Here is a 21,228-nt window from a genome sequence, read left to right on the forward strand (position 1 = left end):
GGAGAGGGTATGGGTAAGATCATTGTCCTGGGATCCGCAAATGCGGTGGCGGGGTTGGAGCAAGAAAACACGCACCTGCTGTTCACTGCGGGCGAACGCGTGGTGCTGGTGGATTGCGGCAGCAGTCCTATTCCGCGCCTGCGCCGGCTGGGGGTAGACCCGCTGCGGCTGACCGATTTGATTTTGACCCATTTCCACCCCGATCATGTGGCGGGTGCGCCGCTGCTCTTGATGGATCTGTGGCTGCTGGGGCGCCGCGAACCGCTGCATGTGTACGGGTTAGCGGATGTGACCGACCGCCTGCAGGCCATGATGGATCTGTACAACTGGAAGCGCTGGCCAGATTTTTACCCGGTGGTGTTCCACGTCTTGCCGGCCGAGGAAATGACGCCGGTGGTGGCTGACGCGGCCCTGTCGGTGTGGGCGTCGCCGGTGCGCCATCTCATCCCCACGGTGGGGCTGCGCGTACTGTTCCATGCCAGCGGCAAGGCGGCAGCCTATTCCTGCGACACCGAGCCTTGCCCGGCGGTGGTGGGCCTGGCCAGCGGGGCGCAGTTACTGCTGCACGAATCGGCGGGCCAGCAAACCGGCCATTCCTCCCCCGCGCAGGCAGGCGAAACCGCGCGCCAGGCCGGGGTGGAGGCGCTGTATTTGATCCATTACGATACCACCCTGGAAGAAGCCGAGCTGACCGCGGCGGCGGCTGAGACGTTCGGCAAGCCGGTGCAGCTGGCGAAAGACTTTATGGAGTTTGAGCTGTAATTTGGGGGGCGGTTACCAGCCGTTCAAGTAGGGTTCCCACTCGAAATATTCTTTTAAATGCCTACCAAAAATATACAGGGCAGAGGCCGGCGGCTCCTTGGGCGGGCGCAGCAGGGTCATGCCCGATTCCTCCAGGGTGCGGCCCCCCTTGCGGTGGTTGCAGGCGGCGCAGGCCGTGACCACGTTGGTCCACGTCTGGCGGCCTCCCAAACGGCGCGGGAAGATGTGATCAATGGTCATCTCACCGCCGGTGCGACCGCAGTATTGGCAGGTGTGGGCGTCGCGCCGGAAGACTTCGCGCCGCGTCAGCTTGACGGTGGGGCGGGGGCGGTGGATCATCTTATCCAGGCGGATAATGGAGGGGCGGGGGAAGGCGTTGCGCGCAGTTTTAATACTCCCGCGACCGTTTACCACCAGTGAGGCTTTTTCGGCCAGGAGAAGCCCGACCGCACGCCGCATATCGCAGACGTTGATCGGTTCGTAATTGGCGTTGAGTACCAATACCGCTTCATCCATCGCAGCACCCTTGGAAGGATTATAGCACGACTTGAGGCGGCAGCAATTTGCCCCCTGCGGCAACCTTACACAAAGCGTTGAGCCGTTTCTGCCTTTGGGGATACAATCAAGGCAGGTCAACCGCCTTAAAGCGGCTGAATGAGTCTGAAAAGCGGAGGGTATGAACATGCGCGTATTGATCCTGGGCGGGAGCGGCCTGATTGGGCAGGCCTTTGTGCGGCGGCTGGTGGAGCGCGGCGATGCGGTGACGGTGCTCAGCCGCAATCCGGAGCGGGTGCGGCTTCCGGCGGGGGCGCAGGCCGCCGCCTGGGATGGGCACACGCCCCAGGGCTGGGTGCATTGGCTGGAAGAGGCCGATGCGCTGGTGAACCTGGCGGGCGAGAATATCGGCGCGGGCCGGTGGAACGCCGAGCGCAAAGCGCGCATCCGCCAAAGCCGCGTGGACAGCGGCCAGGCGCTGGTGCGCGCGCTGGAACAGGCCCAAAAACGCCCTGGGCTGCTGCTGCAAGCCTCGGCGGTGGGCTACTACGGCGTGAAAAGCCAGGACGTGCTGACCGAGGAAGCCCCCGCGGGGGAGGATTATCTCTCCTCGGTGTGCGTGGATTGGGAGCATTCCACCCAGGCGGCTGAGGCTTTGGGCGTGCGGCGGGTGCTGCTGCGCACCGGGCTGGTGCTGACGGCTACCGGCGGGGCGCTGGAACGGCTGCTGCTGCCCTTCCGCCTGTTCATCGGCGGCCCGCTGGGCAGCGGCCAGCAGTGGTGGCCGTGGATCTCGCTGCGCGATCAGGTGGAAGCCATGCTCTTCTTGCTGGATCATCCCCAGGCCAGCGGGCCGTTTAACCTGACCGCCCCGCAGCCGGTGACCATGAGTGATTTTGGCCGCACCCTGGCACGCGTGTTAGGGCGGCCCTATTGGCTGCCTGTGCCTGCCTTTGCCTTGCGCCTGCTGCTGGGTGAGATGAGCACCCTGGTGCTGGATGGGCAGCGAGCGGTTCCGGCGCGGCTGCTGCAATTGGGCTACACCTTCCGCCAGCCCGATTTGAGTGCGGCCCTGCGCGAAGCCCTGGGCTGATCCCCCCTTTTTCGGCTCTACTTCCGGCCCAAGCCTGTACGGTTAAGGTACAATTGGGCCGGATGATTTTTAACCGAAAGGGACGACCCGCATGAAAAAAACGACCGTACAGGCGCTGACCGCGCTGGCTTTGGCGCTGTTGATTCTTCTGGCCTTAGACCGCCTGACCAACCGATTGGATGTGGTGGAAGGCCACGCCTGGGATTTTGTGTATTACATTGATATGGCTGAGAACGGCGTGTGGGGCAACCCCAACCTGGCCGCGCCTTACGCTTACCGCTTTATTACCCCGCTGCTGGCTCGCGGGCTGAATCAGCTTTTGGGGACGCCCACCTTTGTGGGCTTTAAGCTGCTGGCTTACGGCGGGCTGCTGACGGCCCTGTGGGGGGTGTATTTTGTGGCGCGCAAGCTGGGGGCTGGCTTTTGGGCGGCTCTGGTGGTCATGTCCATCCCGGCGGGGGCCTTGTTTAACGTCAAATTCCTGCTGTTTGATTTTTACCGCCCCGACCAGCTGGCCTACCCGCTGTTGGTGTTCGCCATTTTGGCGCTGATGTACCGCAAACCGACGCTGGCCGTGTCTTTGGGCGTGCTTGGCCTGCTCATCCGCGAGTATTTGATCATCCCCATCGCCATCGCCCTGTTTTTGTGGGCGCGGGAATGGTGGGCGAACCGCAAGGATGTGCGCCCCCTGGTGTGGATGGGCCTGACGGCGGCGGGGACGCTTTTGGTGCTGGCGCTGCCGCGCTGGCTGATCCCCATCACCATGACCCAGCAAATTTTGGACCCCTTCAACGATCCCCAATTTCTAAAGACCCTCTTCGGCATGCCGCTGAACTGGAAACGCAACTATAACTACGTCTTCAACCTGGCGGCGTATTGGATGCCGCTGCTGATTCTGGCCACCCCGGGGCGGCTGCGGCGCGCCTGGCAGGGGCTGGGGGCCTACCGCCCGTGGATCTGGATTTACCTGGGGGTCAATTTGCTGGGGATGATGTACGGCGGCACGGATATGATGCGCTACGCGACCTTCTTCTTCATCCCGCAGGCGTTTTTTATCAGCCTGATTTTGCAGGACCGCGAACAGCCGGTGCATGTGTATGAGGTGCTCTATCTGTGGGGCGCGCTGGTGATCTTCAACCGTCTGCTGTTCCAATTTCCCATTTGGGATTTCAACGCCTATCTGGATTTCTACGCCGGGTATGGGGACGTGATCACGCGCGGGTCGGCCCTGCGCTGGGCGGAATGGCTGGGGCTGACCGGCCTGGGGGCGGCGCTGCGCGAGGTGTGGCTGCGCTCTGCCAGCCTGCGCGAAATGACGCTGACAGCCCTGGTGGAACGCCTGCCCGCCTGGTCGCGCTGAAATTCGCAGGTAAAAACTACGGCTGAGTTGGGCTGCTGCTGAGGGTGGTGGGGTTCAACGTGGCCTGGAGCATTTCGCGCACGATGTGCGCGGCGGCGGCGGGGTTGTCTTCTTCAATCACCACGGCCAGGGCCAGGGGTGAACCCTGCCAGCGGGCCACGGTTCCGCCCAGGCCCCAGGTGACGGTTTGCTCTGGGCTGGCGGCACGGGCCACGCTCATCCACAGGGGCAGATCGGTGAGGGCCAGCCGGGCGGAGATATCCTGAACGGGCTGCGACGGCAGGGCTTCGCGGGTGGGGCCGCTGGGTAAAATCACCCAGCCTTCGGCGGGGGTGTTCACCGCCACCGTCAGACGCGGGGCGGGGGTGCGCCCGTCGGCGCTCAGGCTGGCTGCCGCCAGGGCCATTTGCAGGGGAGAAACGCGTAGGGATGCGGTTTGCAGCGGCTGTGCCGCATCCTGCACCGGCGGGACGGCCACATTCAACGGCAGATCGGGGGCTTCGGCCCAACCCAGATCACGGTACAGATTGCTGACCGCGGTGGGGGCGAGCAGCTCTTCCAGGGCAGCGGCGGCTTCGGGGCAGCCCGCCGAGACCACGTGTTCCCAGTTGAGATCCCCTGTGGGGGGCAGGGCACATTCCAAAATTGCCGAATTGGAGCGGTTGGCGAAGGCCCCCGGCAGGGCGGGCAGCGGCCCGCGCCCCGCGGCGGCGGTGAGCAGGAAGGGGTTGACGGCGGCTCCGAGGGGATAGGTTCCCTGCACGGCGCGGTTGAAGAGGGGGGCAGAGGGGTCCTGCCGCCAGGTGTCCCAATCGCTGTCCAGGCGGTTGAAATCGGCGTAGGGGTGTGAGGCCATCGCCAGGATTTCACCGGTCTGCGCGTTCATCAACACCAGCGCGCCGCGGTGTTCGCCCAGCAGGCGGTCCGCTTCGGCCTGCAAGGCTCGATCTAGGCTCAGGCGCACATCCAGACCCGGGGGACGCTGAGCGTAGAGCATCTGGTTGGTTTGAATCTCGGAGGTGGGAACGCCCTGTAAGCCGCGCAGATAGGGGTTGAGGGCGGCTTCCAGCCCGGAGAGGCCATAGAGGGGGTGCGCATAGCCGGTGACGAGACTCAGGGAGGGTACGTTGATCTGGCGGCGGTAGCTGCCGGGGCTGCCCACATCGGCCACCAGCGCCTGCCCCGAACGGTCTAAGAGCCGTCCGCGTCCCACAAAGCGGTCCAAAATGGCCTGGCGGGGGTTATCGGCGCGGGTGCTGAGGGGAGCGGCGCGCACCAGCGCCCACCAGCCTGCCCCCAGGGCCAGCACGGTCAGCGCGCCCACCATGCCCAGGGCCAACAGGCGGTAGGGGGCGGGCTTGGGCAGCGGCGCCGGTTCAAGCTCGGCGGGGCTGCTGATGAGAATGAGAATCAGCAGGATGATGAACGAAGTTAACAGGGAAGAGCCGCCGTAGGAGACATACGGCAGGGTAACGCCGGTGAGGGGCAGGGCGCGCAGGTTGCCGCCGATGATGAGGATGGACTGTACGCCGATGTAGGCGCTGAGACCGGCGGCCAGATAACGCTGGTAATTGGACGGGGCGTGCAGCGCGGCGCGCAGGCCGCGGGAGACGAACAGACCCACCACCGCCAGCAGACCCAGGCTGCCCGCCAACCCCATTTCTTCGGCGATAGCGGCGAAGATAAAATCGGAATGGGCCACTGGAACCAGACCTGGGCTGCCCAGGCCGGGGCCGCTGCCCATCAGGCTGCCCGCGGCGACGGCCATAATGGACTGCACAATTTGGAAGGAGCGCCCGGAGGGGTCGGCCCAGGGATTTAACCAGGCGGCCATGCGCGTCTGGATGACATCAAACAGCAGCGAGCCCAACACCGCCGCCGCCAACACCACCCCCACCGCGGCGGCCATCACCCGCGCACGGCCGGAGGCCAGATACAGGATCAGGAAATACAGGGTCAGGAAGATCAGCGCGGTGCCCAGGTCGCGCTGAGCCAGCAGCAGGGCCAGCGCGGCGCCGGTGAGCACCAGGGTGGGGGAAAGCAGCGACACCCAATTGAACTTGAGCCACAGGGCGTCGGCCAGATAGGCCGAAAGGTACACCACCAGCAGCAGCTTGAGCGGCTCGGAAGGCTGCAAATACACCCCGCAGCAGCCCAGCCATAATTCCGGCCCGGCCCCGGCAGGATAGACGCCGATGAAGAAGGTCAGCGCGGTGAGCAGCAGTCCGCTGGTCAGCCACAGGTATTTATAGCGGCGCAGCAGGCGCAGCGGTTCGGGGATGCGCAGGCCGAGGGCAAACACCCCGCCAGAAATGGCCAGCCAAAGGGTCTGGCGCAGACCAAACTGGGGTTCCAGGCGCCAGATGGTCATCAGTCCCCAGCCCGTCAGCAGGGCGGCGGCCGGCAGCAGGTAGGGGTCGCGGTCAGGGAGCTGACGCAGCAGCAGGCGGTGGAGCAGGGCAAAGGTGGACACCCACACGGCCACCCCCAGCCAGTGCGCCCAACGCAGCTCAGCCTGCCAGGTGTGCAGGCGCACGGCGGGGGCCAGGGTGAGGGCGGCGGCGTAGAGGAACACAAACCCGGCCGCCAGCAGCATCAGGCGGCTTTGGGTTTGGTCTCGCGGCGAGACGCTTTGCGGGAAGAGGTGGTTCACGGCTCCAGGTATTTGCCCACCAGCAGGGCCAGGCGCTGGCGCGTTTCCGGCGGGATGTGACTGGGGTTGGTGATGAGGGCTTTCTCCAGGCTGCTTTCACACCCGCAGGTCGGTTCGGCGTCTAAGGACTCCAGCAGGGAGAGGATGGCTTCCTGAACGATGTGCAGGCTGCGGTGCAGGGTCTGGATGACCATTTCCACCGAAACGGGCTCTTCGCTTTGATGCCAGACATCGTAATCGGTGACGTGGGCGATGGTGGCATAGCACAGCCCGGCTTCGCGCGCCAAGAAGGCTTCGGGGCAGGCGGTCATGCCGATGAGAGATACGCCCCACGAGCGGAACAGATGCGATTCGGCGCGGGTAGAAAAACGCGGGCCTTCGATCGTGACCAGGGTGCCGCCCTGGTGGGTCATGGCATCGGTGCTGGAGATGGCCTGGTAGGTCAGCTCGGAAAAGTCGGGGCAGAAGGGATCCGGCACGCCCACATGGGCCACCAAACCCTCGCCGAAGAAGCTGCTGGCGCGTTTACGGGTGAAATCAATCAGCTGGTTGGGGACGATGAGGTGGCCGGGGGCGTAATCTTCGCGCAGCGAGCCGACAGCGCTGACGCCCAGGACGCGGCGCACGCCCAGGGATTTGAGGGCGTAGATATTGGCGCGGTAGTTGACCTCGGTGGGGGTGAGGGTGTGCCCCAGGCCGTGGCGGGCCAAAAAGGCCACGCGCTTGCCCGCCAGGGTTCCGGTGATGACGGGCGCGCTGGGCGCGCCAAAGGGGGTTTCGACCTCCACCTGGGCGGTGTCGGTGAGGCCGGGGAACTGATATAAACCGGAACCGCCAATAATGCCTAAGACTGGGCTGTTTTCAGACATGCAGGTTCTCCTTTGGTCAAGATGCGCGAATCATAGCACAGAGGAAAACGATCCGCCAGAGCGTGAATTTCGCGGGCGGTTTTCCTTCAGCCGGAACCGGATCGGACGGCGAGAGGGGGGCAGATCAGACTACGCGCCCGCCTTTCAGACTGTCCTGGTAGGTTTTCAGGGCTTCCAGGTCGCCCGCGGCGGCCAGGCGGGCCTGTTCAGGCCAGGTGGTCGGGTCGGCAATGCGCAGTTTGGCCTCGTCCAATATGGCCTGCAGGCGGCTGACATCCGCCTGGGCCAGGTCGGCAAAGGTGTGAATGCCGGCGGCGTGGCAGAGCTGGTTGATCTTGGGACCGATGCCTTCGATGAGGGTTAAGTCATCTTCGACGGGGGCGGCTTCGGCTTCTACGCTGAGGGGGGCGGCGCTGCGCGTGGGCAAAGCCGGCAGGGTGGGTGGTTCCGCGGGGGGCTGCTGCTTATCGCGGAAAAACCACCACAGGAAAACCAGGATGAGGACCAGCAAACCCAACCAAAAGAACAGCATAGGAAACCTCCTGAGCCTGTATGGGTACGATGATTCTATTATAGTGAGATTACGGGGAAATGAGGCCAGCTTTTCCGGCGGTTAATGGGGGGCAATGGTGACCAGCAAGCGCAGTTGACCGGCCCGCAGCTCGTCGCCAGAGATCATCACCGTGGGGGTGGTGATTTTTTCATCGTTGAGGAAAGAGCCGTTGGTAGAATTGAGGTCCTCGGCCCACCATTGATTGTGGTGGTAGCTGAGGCGCAGGTGGTGGGCGGAGATGGTGTCATCCAGCAGGGGCACATCGCAGGTGGGGTCGCGCCCCAGGGTGATTTCCATGACGGCGAAGGTGTAGGTTTTGGCTTCACCAAACTGCTCCTGCAGGGTCAGCTCGGGGATTTTGCGCACAGAGACGATCTGGCTGGTGAGGCGCAGTTCGCGCCACAGGGTGATGAAGGCCCAGCCCAGGAAGGCATATAAGGCCAGGGCCAACAGAACGCGCAGGACTAAGACCACCACAGCCGCCATGATTTTTTACTCCGTGATCGGGCGGGGCAGCACAGGCAGCTGCCCGGTATCGCCCTTGTGCTGGGGCACGTCTTCGCCGTAAATCACCGGTACGCCCGCCAGCGAGATGACATCCCCCGGCTTGAGGGTGTATTGGGTGATGCGGTTGCTGTTGACGTAGGTGCCGCCGGTGGAGTTGAGGTCAAAGAGCACATAGTGGCCGCGCACGGCGCGCAGTTGAGCGTGGCTGCGCGAGACGCGCGGGTCGTCAATCACCAGATGGTTATCCAGGCGGCGGCCGATGTTGATCACCGGCAGGCGCAATGGGAAGGTGCGCGTTCCGTCAATGATCAGGAAGGCATTGGCGGGGCGGGGATCCTGGGTTTCGGGCTCGGCGGCAGCAGGGGCGATGGAAATGACCGCGGTAGAGCCGGTGGCCTCTTGCGGATAGGCGGCTTCCACGCGGAAATCGCCGCTGGTCAGCTGCGGGTCGGCTTGCAGGCGCAGGTTGGGGGCTGCTGGAAAGTATAAATCGGTCTGGCTGACGGCCTCTTGCAGCGCACCGCTGAGGGCGTCCAACATTCCCTGGCGCTCCTGCCAGTAGGGCAGGTCTTCGGGGGGCAGGTGCAGGGTGAAAAGGTTGGGGGCGGCCTCCGGCTGGGATTCAGAAGCCTGCATGGCGCCCTGAATGGCCTCGGCCAGGCGGTTGGCCAGCGAGATGTCACGGCGGTTCCCCGGCAGAAGCACGGCGCTGCTGCCTTCGATGAACTCGCGCAAACGACTTTCGATGAGATCCAAGGATGTTTTCATACCGGCTTGTGCTACCTGCTGGGGCGGGAACCAGGAAAAATTCGGACGCAGAAAGGCTCTGAAAACGCCGGAGAAATCCCCAACACCCGGGGCGCGCATGGTTCGGCGGTGATGAGGCTCAGAACAGCTCGTCTAACCAAATGTAATACCTTATTTTATCCCAATCTGGTTCGATTTCAAGCCATTTAAAAAACAGATCCAGGGGTTCCCGGCGGCCGCCGCAGGTGTGCTGAAGGGAACGCACGCACAGGGCAATATCCAACCAGGGGTCGGCCACCCCGCTCCTGCCGACATCAATAAAGCCGCTGATACGCCCGCCGCGGACCAATAGATTTTCTCTACCCAGGTCGCCGTGGGTGAAGCCCCATTCTTCCGGCGGCCGGTGGGTTTGCAGGTGCGCAGCCAGGGACTCGGCATCGGCAAAGGGGGTGTCGGCTTCCCAGTCGGTGCGCTCCACGTCCGTCAGTTGGCGCGCCAACAAAACTTCCAGCTCCTGCAGGCGCTGATCCAGGCCGTACGGGTAGGGGCAGTCCGCGATGCTGACAGAGCGCAAAAGCTGGACGGCCTCGGCGTAGTGCCGCGCCAACCGTTCTGGGTCAGGCTGCTGACGCTGATCTTCGCAAACCGCGGTGCCTTCTGCCGCGCTCATCAGCAGGAACCGGACGCCGGCGTATTCCTCGTAATGCAGCACCTCCGGCACGGGCAGCCGGTCCTGTAACCACAGCAGCAGGTCTTTCTCGCGCTCCACATCGTAGGAGGTGCCCTGGCAGCGCCGGTCGGAGGTTTTGAGGTACAGAGTCGGCTGGCGGCCGGTGAGGGCATACACGCGGGCGGGAGACTGGCCGCGGGAGTCGGGCGTCCGCTGGTACCCGCGCAGGAGGGCGCTCAATTGTTTGGAAAGGGTTAAATCCGGCACGGCAGGCGACTCTCTTTGCGGGTGAGGTGGGCGCGCTCCCGCGGAGGGAAGGCGCGCGGCGTATAATTATACTGAAGATGAACACGATCGCTGAGGGTTTTGAAGAAATTGCACACACGGCCGACCTGAGCCTGCACGTTTGGGGGGCAGATTTGGGGGGTCTTCTGCGCGCCGCGGCGCGGGGCCTATACGCGCTGATGGGGGTGCGCTGGGCGGCGGGCCCGCGCCAGGAAGCGGAACTGGTTTTGCAGGCGGAGGACGCCGAAAGCCTGCTGGTGCAGTTTCTGGCCGAGCTGCTCTACCGTTGTGAGGTGGAAAGCACGGTGTTTGACGACCTGACGCTGACCGTGGAGGGCGGCACGCTGCGGGCGGTGCTGCGCGGCAGCCCGGCGGCTGCGGTGGGCAGGAGGGTTAAAGCGGTGACGTACCACGCTCTGGAGGTGCGCCCCACCCCGCGCGGGCTGGAGGCGACCCTGGTGCTGGACGTTTGAGTTAAAAAAGGAGGCGGCCGTGGTCACAATTCATGATTTGACGCCGGTCAGCGAATTCGAATGGGAGATTCCGGCGGATGCGCGTAAGGGCATGCGCGTGGGGGTGCGCCTGTTCGCCACGCGGCGCCTGCTGGAGGCCGTGCTGAAAGATAACGCCGTGCAGCAGGCCGTTAACGCGGCCTCTTTGCCCGGGCTGGCCGGGCCGGTGGTGGTGATGCCCGACATGCACCAGGGCTACGGCTTCCCCATCGGTGGGGTGGCTGCCACCGCCCTGCCGGACGGGGTCATCTCGCCGGGGGGCATTGGCTACGACATCAACTGCGGGGTGCGGCTGATGGCCTCAGCGGTGCCGCTGGAGGCGGCGCAGCCCTACCTGGAGCGGCTGGTCACGGCCCTGGATCAGCACTGCCCCAGCGGGGTGGGCACCGCGGGCAGTTTGCGGCTGAGCGATGCCGATCTGGAAAAGGTGTGCCGTTTGGGGGCGGGCTGGGCGCAGCAGCGCGGCTGGGCCACCGAGATGGACCTGCGGCGCTGTGAGGACGGCGGCTGTTTGCCGGAGGCCGACCCTGCGTCTGTCAGCCCGCGGGCACGTGAAAGGGGCCGCACGCAACTGGGCACGCTGGGGGCGGGCAACCATTTCATCGAGGTGGGGGTGGTGGAAGATGTGTACGATCTGGAAGCCGCCCAGGCGATGGGCCTGGAGCCGGGCTGCCTGACGCTGATGATCCACTGCGGTTCGCGCGGTTTTGGCCACCAGATCTGCACGGATGCGGTGCAGAGCCTGCAAGGGGCGGTGCGCCGCTACGGCATTTCCATCCCTGACCGGGAACTGGTGTGCGCTCCGTTGGATTCACCCGAGGGCCGCGCCTATTTGGGGGCGATGCGTTCCGCGGCCAATTACGCCTTTGCCAACCGCCAGATCCTGGCGCATCAGGCGCGGCTGGCCTTTGAAGCGGCTTTGGCGGGGGTGGTGCGCAATTTTCACCTGCACCTGGTGTACGACATCACCCACAACATCGCCAAGCTGGAAACGCACACCCTGAATGGGCGGGCGCAGCGCGTGTGCGTGCACCGCAAAGGGGCCACGCGCGCCTTTGGCCCCGGCAGCCCAGATCTGCCGCCGGAATACGCCCACACCGGCCAGCCGGTTCTGGTTCCGGGCAGCATGGGAACGGGCTCCTGGGTGCTGGCGGGCACGGCGGAGAGCATGGAGCGTTCGTACGCGTCCAGCTGCCACGGGGCTGGGCGGGTCTTCAGCCGCAGCCAGGCCAAGCGCGAAATTCGCGGCGAGGCCCTGCTGCGCGCCCTGGAAAAGCAGGGCATTCAGGTGCGGGCGGGTTCGATGGGCGGACTGGCCGAAGAAGCCCCCCAGGCCTATAAGGATGTGGATGAGGTGGTGCGCACGGTGTGCGGCGCCGGCATCACGCGCAAGGTGGCGCGGCTGCGGCCTGTGGCGGTAGTCAAAGGCTAGTCTGCGGGGGGGCGGGTGCTGATGGGGGCCAGGCGGGCGCGGGTCAGGCTGACCAGGGCGTCCACCGGCAGGCGCAGATTCAGCCCGCGCTGCCCGCCGGAGATGTGAATCTGGCCGTGGGTCTGGGCGGATTCGTCCAGGAGCACGGTGAAACCTTTTTGGAGCAGGGCCAGGGGAGAGATTCCGCCCGCCTGCAGGCCGGTGATCTGCTCGGCCTCGCGCTGGGTGGGGATGTGCACCTTTTTCTCGCCCACCAGGGCGGCGATGGCTTTCAGATCGGCTTCGGCATCCCCAGGGATGACCGCCAGGATGGGTTTGGCGGGTTTGGCCCGCACCACCACAATGGTCTTAAACACAATTTGCGGGGGGACGCCCAGCAGGGCGGCGGTTTCCAGCGCGCCGATCTTTTCGGGGGGCAGTTCAAAGGCGGTGTAAGCGATCTTGCGGCTGTCGAGCAGGCGGGTGACATTGTTGGTGATCATGAGACCCTCGCGCGGGGGTGCGGGGCGCGCACGTAGATGGGGTTGCTGAAGATCCAGCCGCGGCGTTTGCCCAGAAAATCCAGATAGGCTTCCACGCGGTAGGCCCCCGGCTGGCTGGCGATGAAGGAGCAAATCTCCTGCCCGCGCCAGGCTTTGACCGGCTTGCCGTTGCACAGCAAACGGCAGTAGGCCGGGGCTGGCAGGCGAATTTGGAAGGTGATGCTGCCATGCAGGGGGATTTCTTCGCCCAGCGTGGCAACGGCGTTGAGCCCCTGAGCGGTGAAGCGGAAGCCGTGGGTGGGGTGGGGCAGGTCGTAACCAATGAAGGAACGCCCAGCGCGCAGGGCGTCGTAGATCATGCGCCGGTCTTCGAGCAGGTTCTCGCCCAGGGGGCGGGGGGTGAGCAGGTGGTTGTTGATGGCGCGGAAGTGAAACTCGTAGGGGTAGATGACGCGGTGCAGGGGGCCCATGTGCATGTGCAGGGCGTGCGCGTCCGAGCCGCCCACGGCGGTCAGCCGGCGTCCCTGGCTGAGCAGTTCATCATATTTGGCCAGGGTTTGGGGCAGGGGGGCATGCGCCAGGTATTGAGGGAACAGGGCATAAAAAACGGCTTGCAGACGCGAATGCGCCACGCTTTTCAGCTCGCTCAGTCCATTCCACAGCTCAAAACCGGTGTAGCCTTCCACATCCCAGGCCACCCAGGAGATATCATCCTCGCCAAACGCCGGCATGGCTGGATCCCAGGGGTGAGCGATGAAAGACAGCCCCCCGGCTTGTTCCACCTGACGAATCAGGTTCTGGGGGTCGGGAGCAAAGGTGGTCATCTCGCGGTTGGCGCCAAACACCAGCAGGTGGTTCTTTTGGGGCTGGCGGGTGCGGTCGTGCACCTCTTCTCCGGCGATGAGCAGCATGCGCCGCCCGTTAGCCGAGCGGTAGCCGTCTACGCCGTTGACCCATACATTGTGATCGGTGACGATGACGGCGTCAATGCCGGCGCGTAAGGCCGCCTGGGCGATATCCTCATGGCTGCCGGAGCCGTCAGAATAGGTGGTGTGCATGTGGAGGTTGAGGGTGAGTTCGTGCATACGCGGTTGACGATTCCCATATAAAGACAGTATAATCAGGCCTGCTTGTAGAACCTCAGGAGGCTATCTGTGAATATTTCGGGATACTTTGATATCGCATTGATTATAACGTCAATCGCCCTGATCGTCAGCGTGATCTTGCAGAACAAGGGTGTGGGTCTGGGCTCGTTGGCGGGCGGCGATTCGGGCACAGTGTTCACGGCTCGGCGCGGGATTGAAAAGACGCTCTTCTACATCACCATTGGCTTGAGCGCGCTGTTCTTCATTCTGACGCTGGTCACGGTGATCCTCAGTAAATAACTTGATCGTCCGATTGAATCACACAGGGAGACTCGACGAGGGCTTCTCACCCGCAGGGGGGACAGCCCTCTTTCGTATTCCGCTATGAAAAAGCTACGCTGGCAACTGATCATCATATTCCTGACCGGCCTGCTGGTCGGTATTTTGCTGTTGGCAGACCAGCCCGGCGGTCCGGTCACCAGTCTGACCCCGCAGCCTGCCCGCGGCGGTGTGTATACCGAGGCGCTGATCGGTTCGCTGCAGCGCCTGAACCCGGTGCTGGATTATGCTAACCCGGTGGATCGCGAGGTGAACCGCCTGATCTTCAGCGGGCTGGTGCGCTTTGATGCGCGCGGTGTGCCTGTGCCGGACCTGGCGGAGACCTACGGCATCGCCAAAGACGGCACGGTGTACAACTTTGCCCTCAAGCCGAACCTGCGCTGGCACGACGGCGAGCCGGTCACCGCGGACGACGTGGTTTTCACCATTGATCTGATCCGCACCGGCGGCGAATGGGTTCCGGAGGACATCCGCAGCTTCTGGGAAGAGATTGACGTCATTGTGCTCAGCGACACGGATTTGCAGTTCCGCCTGCCGGAGCCGTTTGCGCCCTTCCTGGACTACCTGGCCTTTGGCATCTTGCCCCAGCACATTTTGGGCGGCAAAACGCTGGAGCAGGTGGTGAACGAACCCTTCAATTTGCAGCCGGTGGGCACCGGCCCCTACCGCTTTGACCAACTGGTGGTGGAGGACGGCAAGATCACGGGTGTGATGCTGAAGGCCAACGAGCTGTATTACGAACAGCCTCCCTTCATTGAACAGTTTATCTTCCGCTACTACCCCGATTCCGCGGCGGCTTTGCAGGCTTACCGCAACGAGGTGGTGCAGGGGATCGGCTACGTTTCGCCGGATGTGCTGCCGCAGGTGTTGGCCGAGCCGGATTTGGCGGTGTATTCCGGCCGTCAGCCGCAGCTTTCGATGGTGCTGTTCAACCACAAAGACCCTGAAGTGGCCTTTTTTGAGGATAAGGAAGTGCGCCAGGCCCTGCTGAAAGGCACCAACCGCCAATGGCTGGTGGACCGCCTGTTGGGCTCGCAGGCCATCGTGGCCGATGGGCCGATTATGCCGGGAACCTGGGCCTATTACGATAATTTGCCGCACATTGATTTCGACGTGGAAGCGGCGCGCGCCCAGCTGAAGCGGGCCGGGTATGTGGAACCGGCGGAAGGCGACCCCATCCGCCAGAAGGACGGCCGCGCGCTCAGCTTTACCCTGCTGTACCCCGATACCGAATTGCACCGTCAAATTGCCGAGGTGATTCAGAAGAACTGGGGCGATTTGCAGGTGGACGTGAAGCTGGAGGCGGTGGCCTACGACCAGCTGGTGAATGAGCGCCTGGCCAACCGTGAATTTCAGGCGGCCCTGGTGGATTTGAACCTGACCCGCTCGCCCGACCCTGACCCCTATCCCTTCTGGGATCAGGCGCAGGCCACCGGCGGGCAGAATTATTCCCAGTGGGATAACCGCAACGCCAGCGAGTACCTGGAACAGGCGCGCGTGACCGCCGATTTGGGCGAGCGCGCCCGGCTGTACCGCAATTTTCAGGTAGTGTTCAGCGATGAAACCCCCGCGCTGACCCTGTATTACCCGGTGTACACCTACGCGGTGGACCGCGGGGTACAGGGGGTGCAGATGGGGCCGCTGTTTGACAGCAGCGACCGCTTTGCCACGGCCGCGAAGTGGTTCATGCAGGCTACGGTGGGCGGGCAATAATCTTCAGCGGGTGAGATGGGAGGGGAAGCATGGCGGCTTGGTGGGATCAAGACTTGCTCGTGGTGCGCGCGGCGGCGTATGAGCTGAAAGAATATTTGCTCGGGCGCACCTTGTATTGGCCGCTGTACGGCGCAAAAGCCCACGACGGCTTGCCCAGCCGCATCCAACGGCTGACCCCCGGCACGCTGATGTATAGCCAGCGGCGTTTGCTGGCGGCGCCCTTACCCGCGGCGGAACAGGCCCAGGCAGATGCCTGGAACGAGACGGTGGCTGCCACGCGCGAGGCCTGGAAAAGCCATTGGATTCAGAAATCCACCCAGGAATTTGCGGCCCGCCTGCGGCTGTGGCAGGCAGAGCTGCAGGAGCTGTTGGCCGAACCGCCGCGTTCACCCCAGACGTATGCCTTTGCGGTGCAGTGGCGCTGCTTGTTGGATCTGCTGGCAGACGAGATCCCCGCGGATACGCCCAACCTGACGGTGCTGACGGGGTTGGATCACCGGCTGCGGTTGGCGGGCCAGCCCGGCAGCTTCGTTTGGGCTGCGGTCCTGCAGCCGGCCTTTGACCCGCAGCGTTTTTGGTATCTCTACTTTCAAGTGCATCAGGCGGCAACACCCTCATGACCCGTTTTTACACACGCAAAGGCGATGACGGCACCACGGGCGTTTTGGGCCCGGGGCGGGTTTCCAAGACGGATGCGCGCATGGAAGCCCTGGGCAGCGTGGACGAGGCTTCGGCGGCCCTGGGCATGGTGCGCAGTTTTGCCCTGGGGCAAGACACCGCCGCGCTGGTGATGCAGGCGCAGCGCGACCTGTATGGGCTGATGGGTGAGGTGGCCGCCACCCCTGAAAACGCCGAGACCTTCCGGGCCATCACCCCCCAGCGGGTGGCCTGGCTGGAGGCGCAGATTGATGCGCTCAGCGCGCAGGTGAGTCTGCCGCGCGAATTTATTGTGCCGGGGGATACGCGCCCTGGAGCTTTTTTGGCTTTGGCGCGCACGGTGGTGCGCCGGGCTGAACGGCGCGTGGCCGTGCTGGTGGAAGCCGGGGAACTGCAAAACCCCGAGCTGCTGCGCTATTTGAACCGCTTGTCTTCATTATGTTTTGTGTTGGAGTTATACGAATCTCAGGCGGCGGGCCGCGCTGGCCCGACGCTGGCCAAAGATTAAGGATGGTATGACAGGTACTTTATTAAATACGGCTGCGGTGGTGTTGGGGGGTGTTTTGGGTACAGTCTTGGGCGACCGGCTTCCTGTGCGTTTTCGGCAAACGGTGATTTCGGGTTTGGGCCTTTTTACGCTGTTATACGGCGTGCAGATGTTCCTGAAGACACAAAATTCGATGCTGGTGCTCGCCAGCGTGCTGGTGGGGGCGGTGTTGGGCGAGTGGTGGCAGATTGAAAAAGGGCTGGAATGGATCGGCAAGGCCCTGGAGCGGCGCTTTATGCCCGCCGAGGACGGCTCCGGCGCGGTATCGGGGCAGTCGCGCTTTTTGCGCGGGTTCATGACGGCCTCGCTGGTCTTCTGCGTGGGGCCGGTGGCCATTTTAGGCTCGATTCAAGACGGCCTAACCGGCGATATCAGCCTGCTGGCGATCAAATCGGCCCTGGACCTGGTGATGGCGCTGGCCTTTTCGGCTTCGCTGGGGGTGGGTGTGGCTTTCTCCGCGTTGATCATTCTGGCCTATCAGGGCGGGCTGAGCCTGCTGGCGGCCCAGGCCCAAACGCTGGTGACGGCGCCGATGATGACCGAGATGACGGCGGTGGGGGGCGTGCTGCTGGTGGCGGTGGCGGTGAGCGGGATTTTGGAGCTGCGGCCGGTGCGCACCGGCAACATGCTGCCGTCGCTGATCGTGGCCCCGTTGGCGGTGGCGGTGATGGCGCTCTTGGGGGTGACTCTGCCTTAAGCTGGCAAAATTGCGGGGAACAATCCGGGCTGGGTCATGATATAATGGATGTATCGTATACCATATATCTTTGACCCGGCCTGATTTTTTGTATTCCCCTTTCTCCCCGGAGGATCCATGACAACTGAAAAGACAGTAACCGTTGATGCCAATGAGGCAACTGCTTATGTTGCCTACCGCACGAACGAGGTCATCGCCATTTATCCCATTACGCCCTCCTCCGGGATGGGCGAGCTTTCGGATGAGTGGGCGGCGGCGAACATCCCCAATGTGTGGGGCAGCGTGCCCCTGGTGGCTGAAATGCAGGCCGAAGGTGGGGCGGCGGGCGCGGTGCACGGCTCGCTGCAGACCGGTGCGCTGACCACCACCTTCACCGCCTCGCAGGGCCTGCTGTTGATGATCCCCAACATGTATAAGATCGCCGGTGAATTGACCTCGACGGTCTTTCACGTTTCGGCGCGGGCGCTTTCGTATCAGGCCATTTCCATCTACGGCGATCATTCGGATGTGATGGCCACGCGGGCCACGGGTTTTGCCCTGATGGCTTCGCGCTCGGTGCAGGAAGCCCACGATATGGCGCTGATCTGCCAGGCAGCCACGCTGCGGGCGCGGGTTCCCTTCCTGCACTTCTTTGACGGCTTCCGCACCTCGCATGAGGTCAACAAAATCACCCTGATCCCCGAAGATGTGATGCGCACAATGATGGATCCGGCTTTGGTGGCGGCCCACCGCACGCGGGCCTTAAACCCGGAGCGGGCCTTCATCCGCGGCACACTGCAAAACCAGGACGTGTATTTCCAGGGACGCGAGTCGGTCAACCCGTTTTACGCGGCTTGCCCAGAGCATGTGCAGGCGGCCATGGATCAATTTGCGGCGCTCACGGGCCGCGCCTATCACCTGTTTGATTACGCCGGTGCGCCGGATGCGGAGCGGGTGATTGTGATCATGGGTTCGGGTGCCGAGACGGCCGAAGAGACGGCGCGCGTTCTGGCGGCGCGGGGCGAGAAGGTGGGCGTGTTGACGGTGCATTTGTTCCGGCCCTTCTCCATCGCGCATTTCATCCAGGCTCTGCCGTCCACGGTGCGCACCCTGGCGGTGTTGGACCGCACCAAAGAGGCCGGTTCCAGCGGCGAGCCGCTCTACCTGGATGTGGTGGCGGCAGTGCAGGAAGCCGCGGCCGAAGGCACGAGCCCCTTTGTTAATCCTCCGCGGATTTTGGGCGGGCGCTACGGCCTGGCCTCGAAAGAATTTACGCCGGGCATGGTGCAGGGCATTTTTGCCGAGATGGCCAAAGCCAAACCCAAGAACCATTTCACTGTGGGCATTCACGACGACGTCAGCCACACCAGCCTGAGCTATGACCCCACCTTCTCCATTGAGGGGGACGAGACGGTGCGCTGCGTGTTCTTTGGCCTGGGCGCGGACGGCACGGTGGGCGCCAACAAGAACTCCATCAAGATCATCAGCGAAGAGGGCGGCAATTTTGGTCAGGGCTACTTTGTGTACGATTCCAAGAAGTCCGGCTCGGTGACCGTTTCGCATCTGCGCTTTGGCCCCAAGCCCATTCGCGCCCCCTATCTGATCGGGGAAGGCGACGCCAATTTTGTGGCCTGCCATAACTTCTCCTTCCTGGAGCGCTTTGACATGCTCAAGTATTCCCGCCCGGGCAGCGTGTTCCTGCTGAACAGCCTGTACGGGCCGGAAGCGGTGTGGGATCACCTGCCGCGCGAGGTGCAGCAGGCGTTGGTGGAAAAGAAACTGAAATTCTACGTGATTGACGCGCACCATGTGGCCGAGGCGTCGGGCATGGGCAGCCGCATCAACACCATCATGCAGACCTGCTTCTTCGCCATCAGCGGCGTGCTGCCGCGGGAGGAGGCCATCGCCCAGATCAAGAAATCCATCAAGAAGACCTACGGCAAGCGCGGCGAAACGGTGGTGCGGCAGAACTTTGAGGCGGTGGACAACACCCTTTCGAACCTGAAGGAAGTGGCTGTTCCGGCGCAGGTGAGCAGCGCGTTTGGCATGCGCGCGGCCATGTCTGAATCGGCCCCGGCCTATGTGCGCGAGGTGTTGGGCGAAATTTTGATCAACAACGGCGACGCCCTGCCGGTGAGCAGGATGTCGGCGGACGGCACCTACCCCTCCGGTACGGCCCAGTATGAAAAGCGCAATATCGCGCTGGAAATTCCCACCTGGGCTTCGGAACTGTGCATTCAATGCGGCAAGTGCGCTTTGGTGTGCCCGCACGCCAGCATCCGCATGAAGGTGTATGCGCCGGAGGCTTTGGCGGGCGCGCCAGAGACCTTCCGCTCGATGGACGCCAATTTCAAAGAATTCCCGGGGATGCGCTTCACCATTCAGGTGGCGCCCGAAGACTGCACAGGCTGCGGCCTGTGCGTGGAAGTCTGCCCGGCCAAAGATAAGGCACAGACGGGGCGCAAGGCCCTGAACATGGCCCCGCAGCCGCCCCTGCGCGAGACGGAGCGGGCGAACTGGGAGTTCTTCCTGCAGCTGCCGGAGGCGGACCGCACGGCCTTCCAACCCACCACGGTGAAAAATTCTCAGCTGCTCCAGCCGCTGTTTGAGTTCTCGGGGGCTTGCGCGGGCTGCGGCGAAACGCCGTATGTCAAGCTGGTCTCGCAGCTCTTCGGCGACCGCGCCATCATCGCCAACGCCACGGGCTGCTCCTCGGTGTACGGCGGCAGCCTGCCCACCACGCCGTGGTCGGCCAACCGCGACGGACGCGGCCCGGCCTGGTCGAACTCGTTGTTTGAGGATAACGCCGAATTTGGCCTGGGCATGCGCCTTTCGGTGGAAAAGCAGAACGGCTTTGCCCGCGAACTGGTGAAACAGCTGGCCGGTGAAATTGGCACGGTGCTGGCCGACGGACTTTTGGGAGCGGAGCAGAGCACGGAAAGCGGCCTGCGCGCCCAACGGGAACGCGTGGCGGCCTTGAAAGATCGGCTGGTGATGATGAAAGACCCGCGGGCAGGCATGCTGATGGGCGTGGCGGATGCGCTGATCCGCAAGAGTGTGTGGCTCATCGGCGGCGACGGTTGGGCCTACGACATCGGCTACGGCGGTTTGGACCACGTGCTGGCCAGCCCCTACAACATCAACGCTCTGGTGCTGGACACCGAAGTGTATTCCAACACCGGCGGGCAGGCTTCTAAAGCTACGCCGCGCGCGGCGGTGGCCAAATTTGCCGCCAGCGGCAAAGGCATGGGCAAGAAAGACCTGGGCATGATCGCCATGTCTTACGGGCATATCTATGTGGCGCGGGTGGCGCTGGGGGCCAACGACGCGCAGGCGCTGCGGGCTTTCCTGGAAGCGGATGCCTATGACGGCCCGTCTTTGATCATCGCCTATTCGCACTGCATCGCCCACGGCATTGACATGAAAGAGGGCCTCCAGCAGCAAAAACTGGCCGTACAGGCCGGGGTTTGGCCGCTGTACCGCTTCAACCCGGCTCTGGCGCGCGAGGGCAAACCGCCGCTGGCGATTGATTCCAAGGCGCCGACTATTCCGGTGGAAGATTATGCCTACCGCGAAACGCGCTACCGCATGCTGACCATCAGCAACGAGGCCCGCGCCGAAGAGCTGATGCAGGCGGCCAATGAGGATGCGCGCTTCCGCTGGGAGCGGCTGCAAAAGCTGGCGGCAGCTTACGCTGAGTTGAGCGCGCTGACCAGCGAATCCTAGTTCTTGATTAGGGTGTGATACTGGAATTCTGCCTCGCCTCCACCGAGGCGGGGCAGAATTTCCGG

The 21,228-nt window shown here is 63.6% G+C and carries 20 protein-coding genes; 11 read left to right on the forward strand and 9 right to left on the reverse strand.

Translation table 11 applies throughout. The annotated features are described in order from the left end of the window. The first annotated feature begins 9 nt into the window (after window positions 1-9). Window positions 10-762: an MBL fold metallo-hydrolase gene (locus ADN01_RS12485; RefSeq protein ID WP_062417607.1), complete on the forward strand. Its 753-nt coding sequence runs from the start codon at window positions 10-12 to the stop codon at window positions 760-762. 12 nt (window positions 763-774) lie between these two features. On the opposite strand, the gene ADN01_RS12490 is transcribed toward ADN01_RS12485, so the two are convergent. After that, a complete protein-coding gene (locus ADN01_RS12490; protein ID WP_062417608.1) occupies window positions 775-1,278 on the reverse strand; it encodes an HNH endonuclease in 504 nt (167 codons plus the stop codon). 166 nt (window positions 1,279-1,444) lie between these two features. Between ADN01_RS12490 and ADN01_RS12495 the strand changes: the two genes are divergently transcribed. Continuing rightward, window positions 1,445-2,350, forward strand: coding sequence for a TIGR01777 family oxidoreductase (locus ADN01_RS12495; protein ID WP_062417629.1), 906 nt, complete (start codon window positions 1,445-1,447; stop codon window positions 2,348-2,350). 91 nt (window positions 2,351-2,441) lie between these two features. After that, window positions 2,442-3,710 carry a DUF3488 domain-containing protein gene (locus tag ADN01_RS12500; RefSeq protein WP_062417609.1) on the forward strand — a complete coding sequence of 423 codons (1,269 nt, stop codon included), beginning with the start codon at window positions 2,442-2,444 and terminating at the stop codon, window positions 3,708-3,710. A 16-nt stretch (window positions 3,711-3,726) separates the two neighbouring features. Here the strand turns inward: ADN01_RS12500 and ADN01_RS12505 are convergent, their stop codons facing one another. From ADN01_RS12505 to ADN01_RS12530, 6 genes are all read right to left on the reverse strand, one after another. Further along, on the reverse strand, window positions 3,727-6,363 hold the full coding sequence (locus tag ADN01_RS12505; RefSeq protein WP_062417610.1) for an FtsW/RodA/SpoVE family cell cycle protein: 2,637 nt from the start codon (window positions 6,361-6,363) through the stop codon (window positions 3,727-3,729). Beyond that, window positions 6,360-7,232: an S-methyl-5'-thioadenosine phosphorylase gene (mtnP, locus tag ADN01_RS12510; protein ID WP_062417611.1), complete on the reverse strand. Its 873-nt coding sequence runs from the start codon at window positions 7,230-7,232 to the stop codon at window positions 6,360-6,362. Before mtnP ends, ADN01_RS12505 begins: the two co-directional genes overlap by 4 nt. 124 nt (window positions 7,233-7,356) lie before the next feature. Beyond that, window positions 7,357-7,764, reverse strand: a complete 408-nt coding sequence (locus ADN01_RS12515; RefSeq protein WP_062417612.1) for a helix-hairpin-helix domain-containing protein — start codon at window positions 7,762-7,764, stop codon at window positions 7,357-7,359. Between the two features lie 81 nt (window positions 7,765-7,845). After that, a complete protein-coding gene (locus ADN01_RS12520) occupies window positions 7,846-8,271 on the reverse strand; it encodes an FHA domain-containing protein (RefSeq protein ID WP_062417613.1) in 426 nt (141 codons plus the stop codon). Between the two features lie 6 nt (window positions 8,272-8,277). Beyond that, window positions 8,278-9,060: an FhaA domain-containing protein gene (locus ADN01_RS12525; protein ID WP_160318423.1), complete on the reverse strand. Its 783-nt coding sequence runs from the start codon at window positions 9,058-9,060 to the stop codon at window positions 8,278-8,280. A gap of 118 nt (window positions 9,061-9,178) precedes the next feature. Next, window positions 9,179-9,976, reverse strand: a complete 798-nt coding sequence (locus ADN01_RS12530; RefSeq protein ID WP_075071171.1) for an APH(3') family aminoglycoside O-phosphotransferase — start codon at window positions 9,974-9,976, stop codon at window positions 9,179-9,181. A 77-nt stretch (window positions 9,977-10,053) separates the two neighbouring features. Between ADN01_RS12530 and ADN01_RS12535 the strand changes: the two genes are divergently transcribed. Together ADN01_RS12535 and ADN01_RS12540 are read left to right on the forward strand one after the other, a co-directional pair. Beyond that, window positions 10,054-10,467 (forward strand): archease, encoded by a 414-nt coding sequence (locus tag ADN01_RS12535; RefSeq protein ID WP_062417615.1) that lies wholly within the window; start codon window positions 10,054-10,056, stop codon window positions 10,465-10,467. Between the two features lie 19 nt (window positions 10,468-10,486). After that, a complete protein-coding gene (locus ADN01_RS12540; protein WP_062417616.1) occupies window positions 10,487-11,938 on the forward strand; it encodes an RtcB family protein in 1,452 nt (483 codons plus the stop codon). Here ADN01_RS12540 and ADN01_RS12545 read toward each other — a convergent pair. After that, on the reverse strand, window positions 11,935-12,420 hold the full coding sequence (locus ADN01_RS12545) for a YbaK/EbsC family protein (RefSeq protein WP_062417617.1): 486 nt from the start codon (window positions 12,418-12,420) through the stop codon (window positions 11,935-11,937). The two genes, ADN01_RS12540 and ADN01_RS12545, sit on opposite strands and share 4 nt — an antisense overlap. After that, window positions 12,417-13,505, reverse strand: a complete 1,089-nt coding sequence (locus tag ADN01_RS12550; RefSeq protein WP_062417618.1) for a CehA/McbA family metallohydrolase — start codon at window positions 13,503-13,505, stop codon at window positions 12,417-12,419. The genes ADN01_RS12545 and ADN01_RS12550 overlap by 4 nt, the downstream gene beginning before the upstream one ends. 99 nt (window positions 13,506-13,604) lie before the next feature. Here ADN01_RS12550 and secG point away from each other — a divergent pair, with 99 nt between their 5' ends. From secG to nifJ, 6 genes are all read left to right on the forward strand, one after another. Continuing rightward, the gene (secG, locus tag ADN01_RS12555) at window positions 13,605-13,805 is read left to right on the forward strand and encodes a preprotein translocase subunit SecG (protein WP_236691014.1); all 201 of its coding nucleotides are present in this window, start codon (window positions 13,605-13,607) and stop codon (window positions 13,803-13,805) included. An 84-nt stretch (window positions 13,806-13,889) separates the two neighbouring features. Continuing rightward, window positions 13,890-15,557: an ABC transporter substrate-binding protein gene (locus ADN01_RS12560; protein ID WP_062417619.1), complete on the forward strand. Its 1,668-nt coding sequence runs from the start codon at window positions 13,890-13,892 to the stop codon at window positions 15,555-15,557. A 29-nt stretch (window positions 15,558-15,586) separates the two neighbouring features. Then, window positions 15,587-16,177, forward strand: coding sequence for a hypothetical protein (locus ADN01_RS12565; RefSeq protein ID WP_062417620.1), 591 nt, complete (start codon window positions 15,587-15,589; stop codon window positions 16,175-16,177). Next, window positions 16,174-16,722, forward strand: a complete 549-nt coding sequence (locus tag ADN01_RS12570) for a cob(I)yrinic acid a,c-diamide adenosyltransferase (RefSeq protein ID WP_062417621.1) — start codon at window positions 16,174-16,176, stop codon at window positions 16,720-16,722. Before ADN01_RS12565 ends, ADN01_RS12570 begins: the two co-directional genes overlap by 4 nt. 7 nt (window positions 16,723-16,729) lie before the next feature. Then, window positions 16,730-17,458 carry a DUF554 domain-containing protein gene (locus tag ADN01_RS12575; protein WP_062417622.1) on the forward strand — a complete coding sequence of 243 codons (729 nt, stop codon included), beginning with the start codon at window positions 16,730-16,732 and terminating at the stop codon, window positions 17,456-17,458. A gap of 117 nt (window positions 17,459-17,575) precedes the next feature. Beyond that, window positions 17,576-21,163 carry a pyruvate:ferredoxin (flavodoxin) oxidoreductase gene (gene nifJ, locus ADN01_RS12580; protein ID WP_062417623.1) on the forward strand — a complete coding sequence of 1,196 codons (3,588 nt, stop codon included), beginning with the start codon at window positions 17,576-17,578 and terminating at the stop codon, window positions 21,161-21,163. Window positions 21,164-21,228 lie beyond the last annotated feature (65 nt).

Source organism: Levilinea saccharolytica (genome assembly GCF_001306035.1).
Taxonomy (GTDB): domain Bacteria; phylum Chloroflexota; class Anaerolineae; order Anaerolineales; family Anaerolineaceae; genus Levilinea; species Levilinea saccharolytica.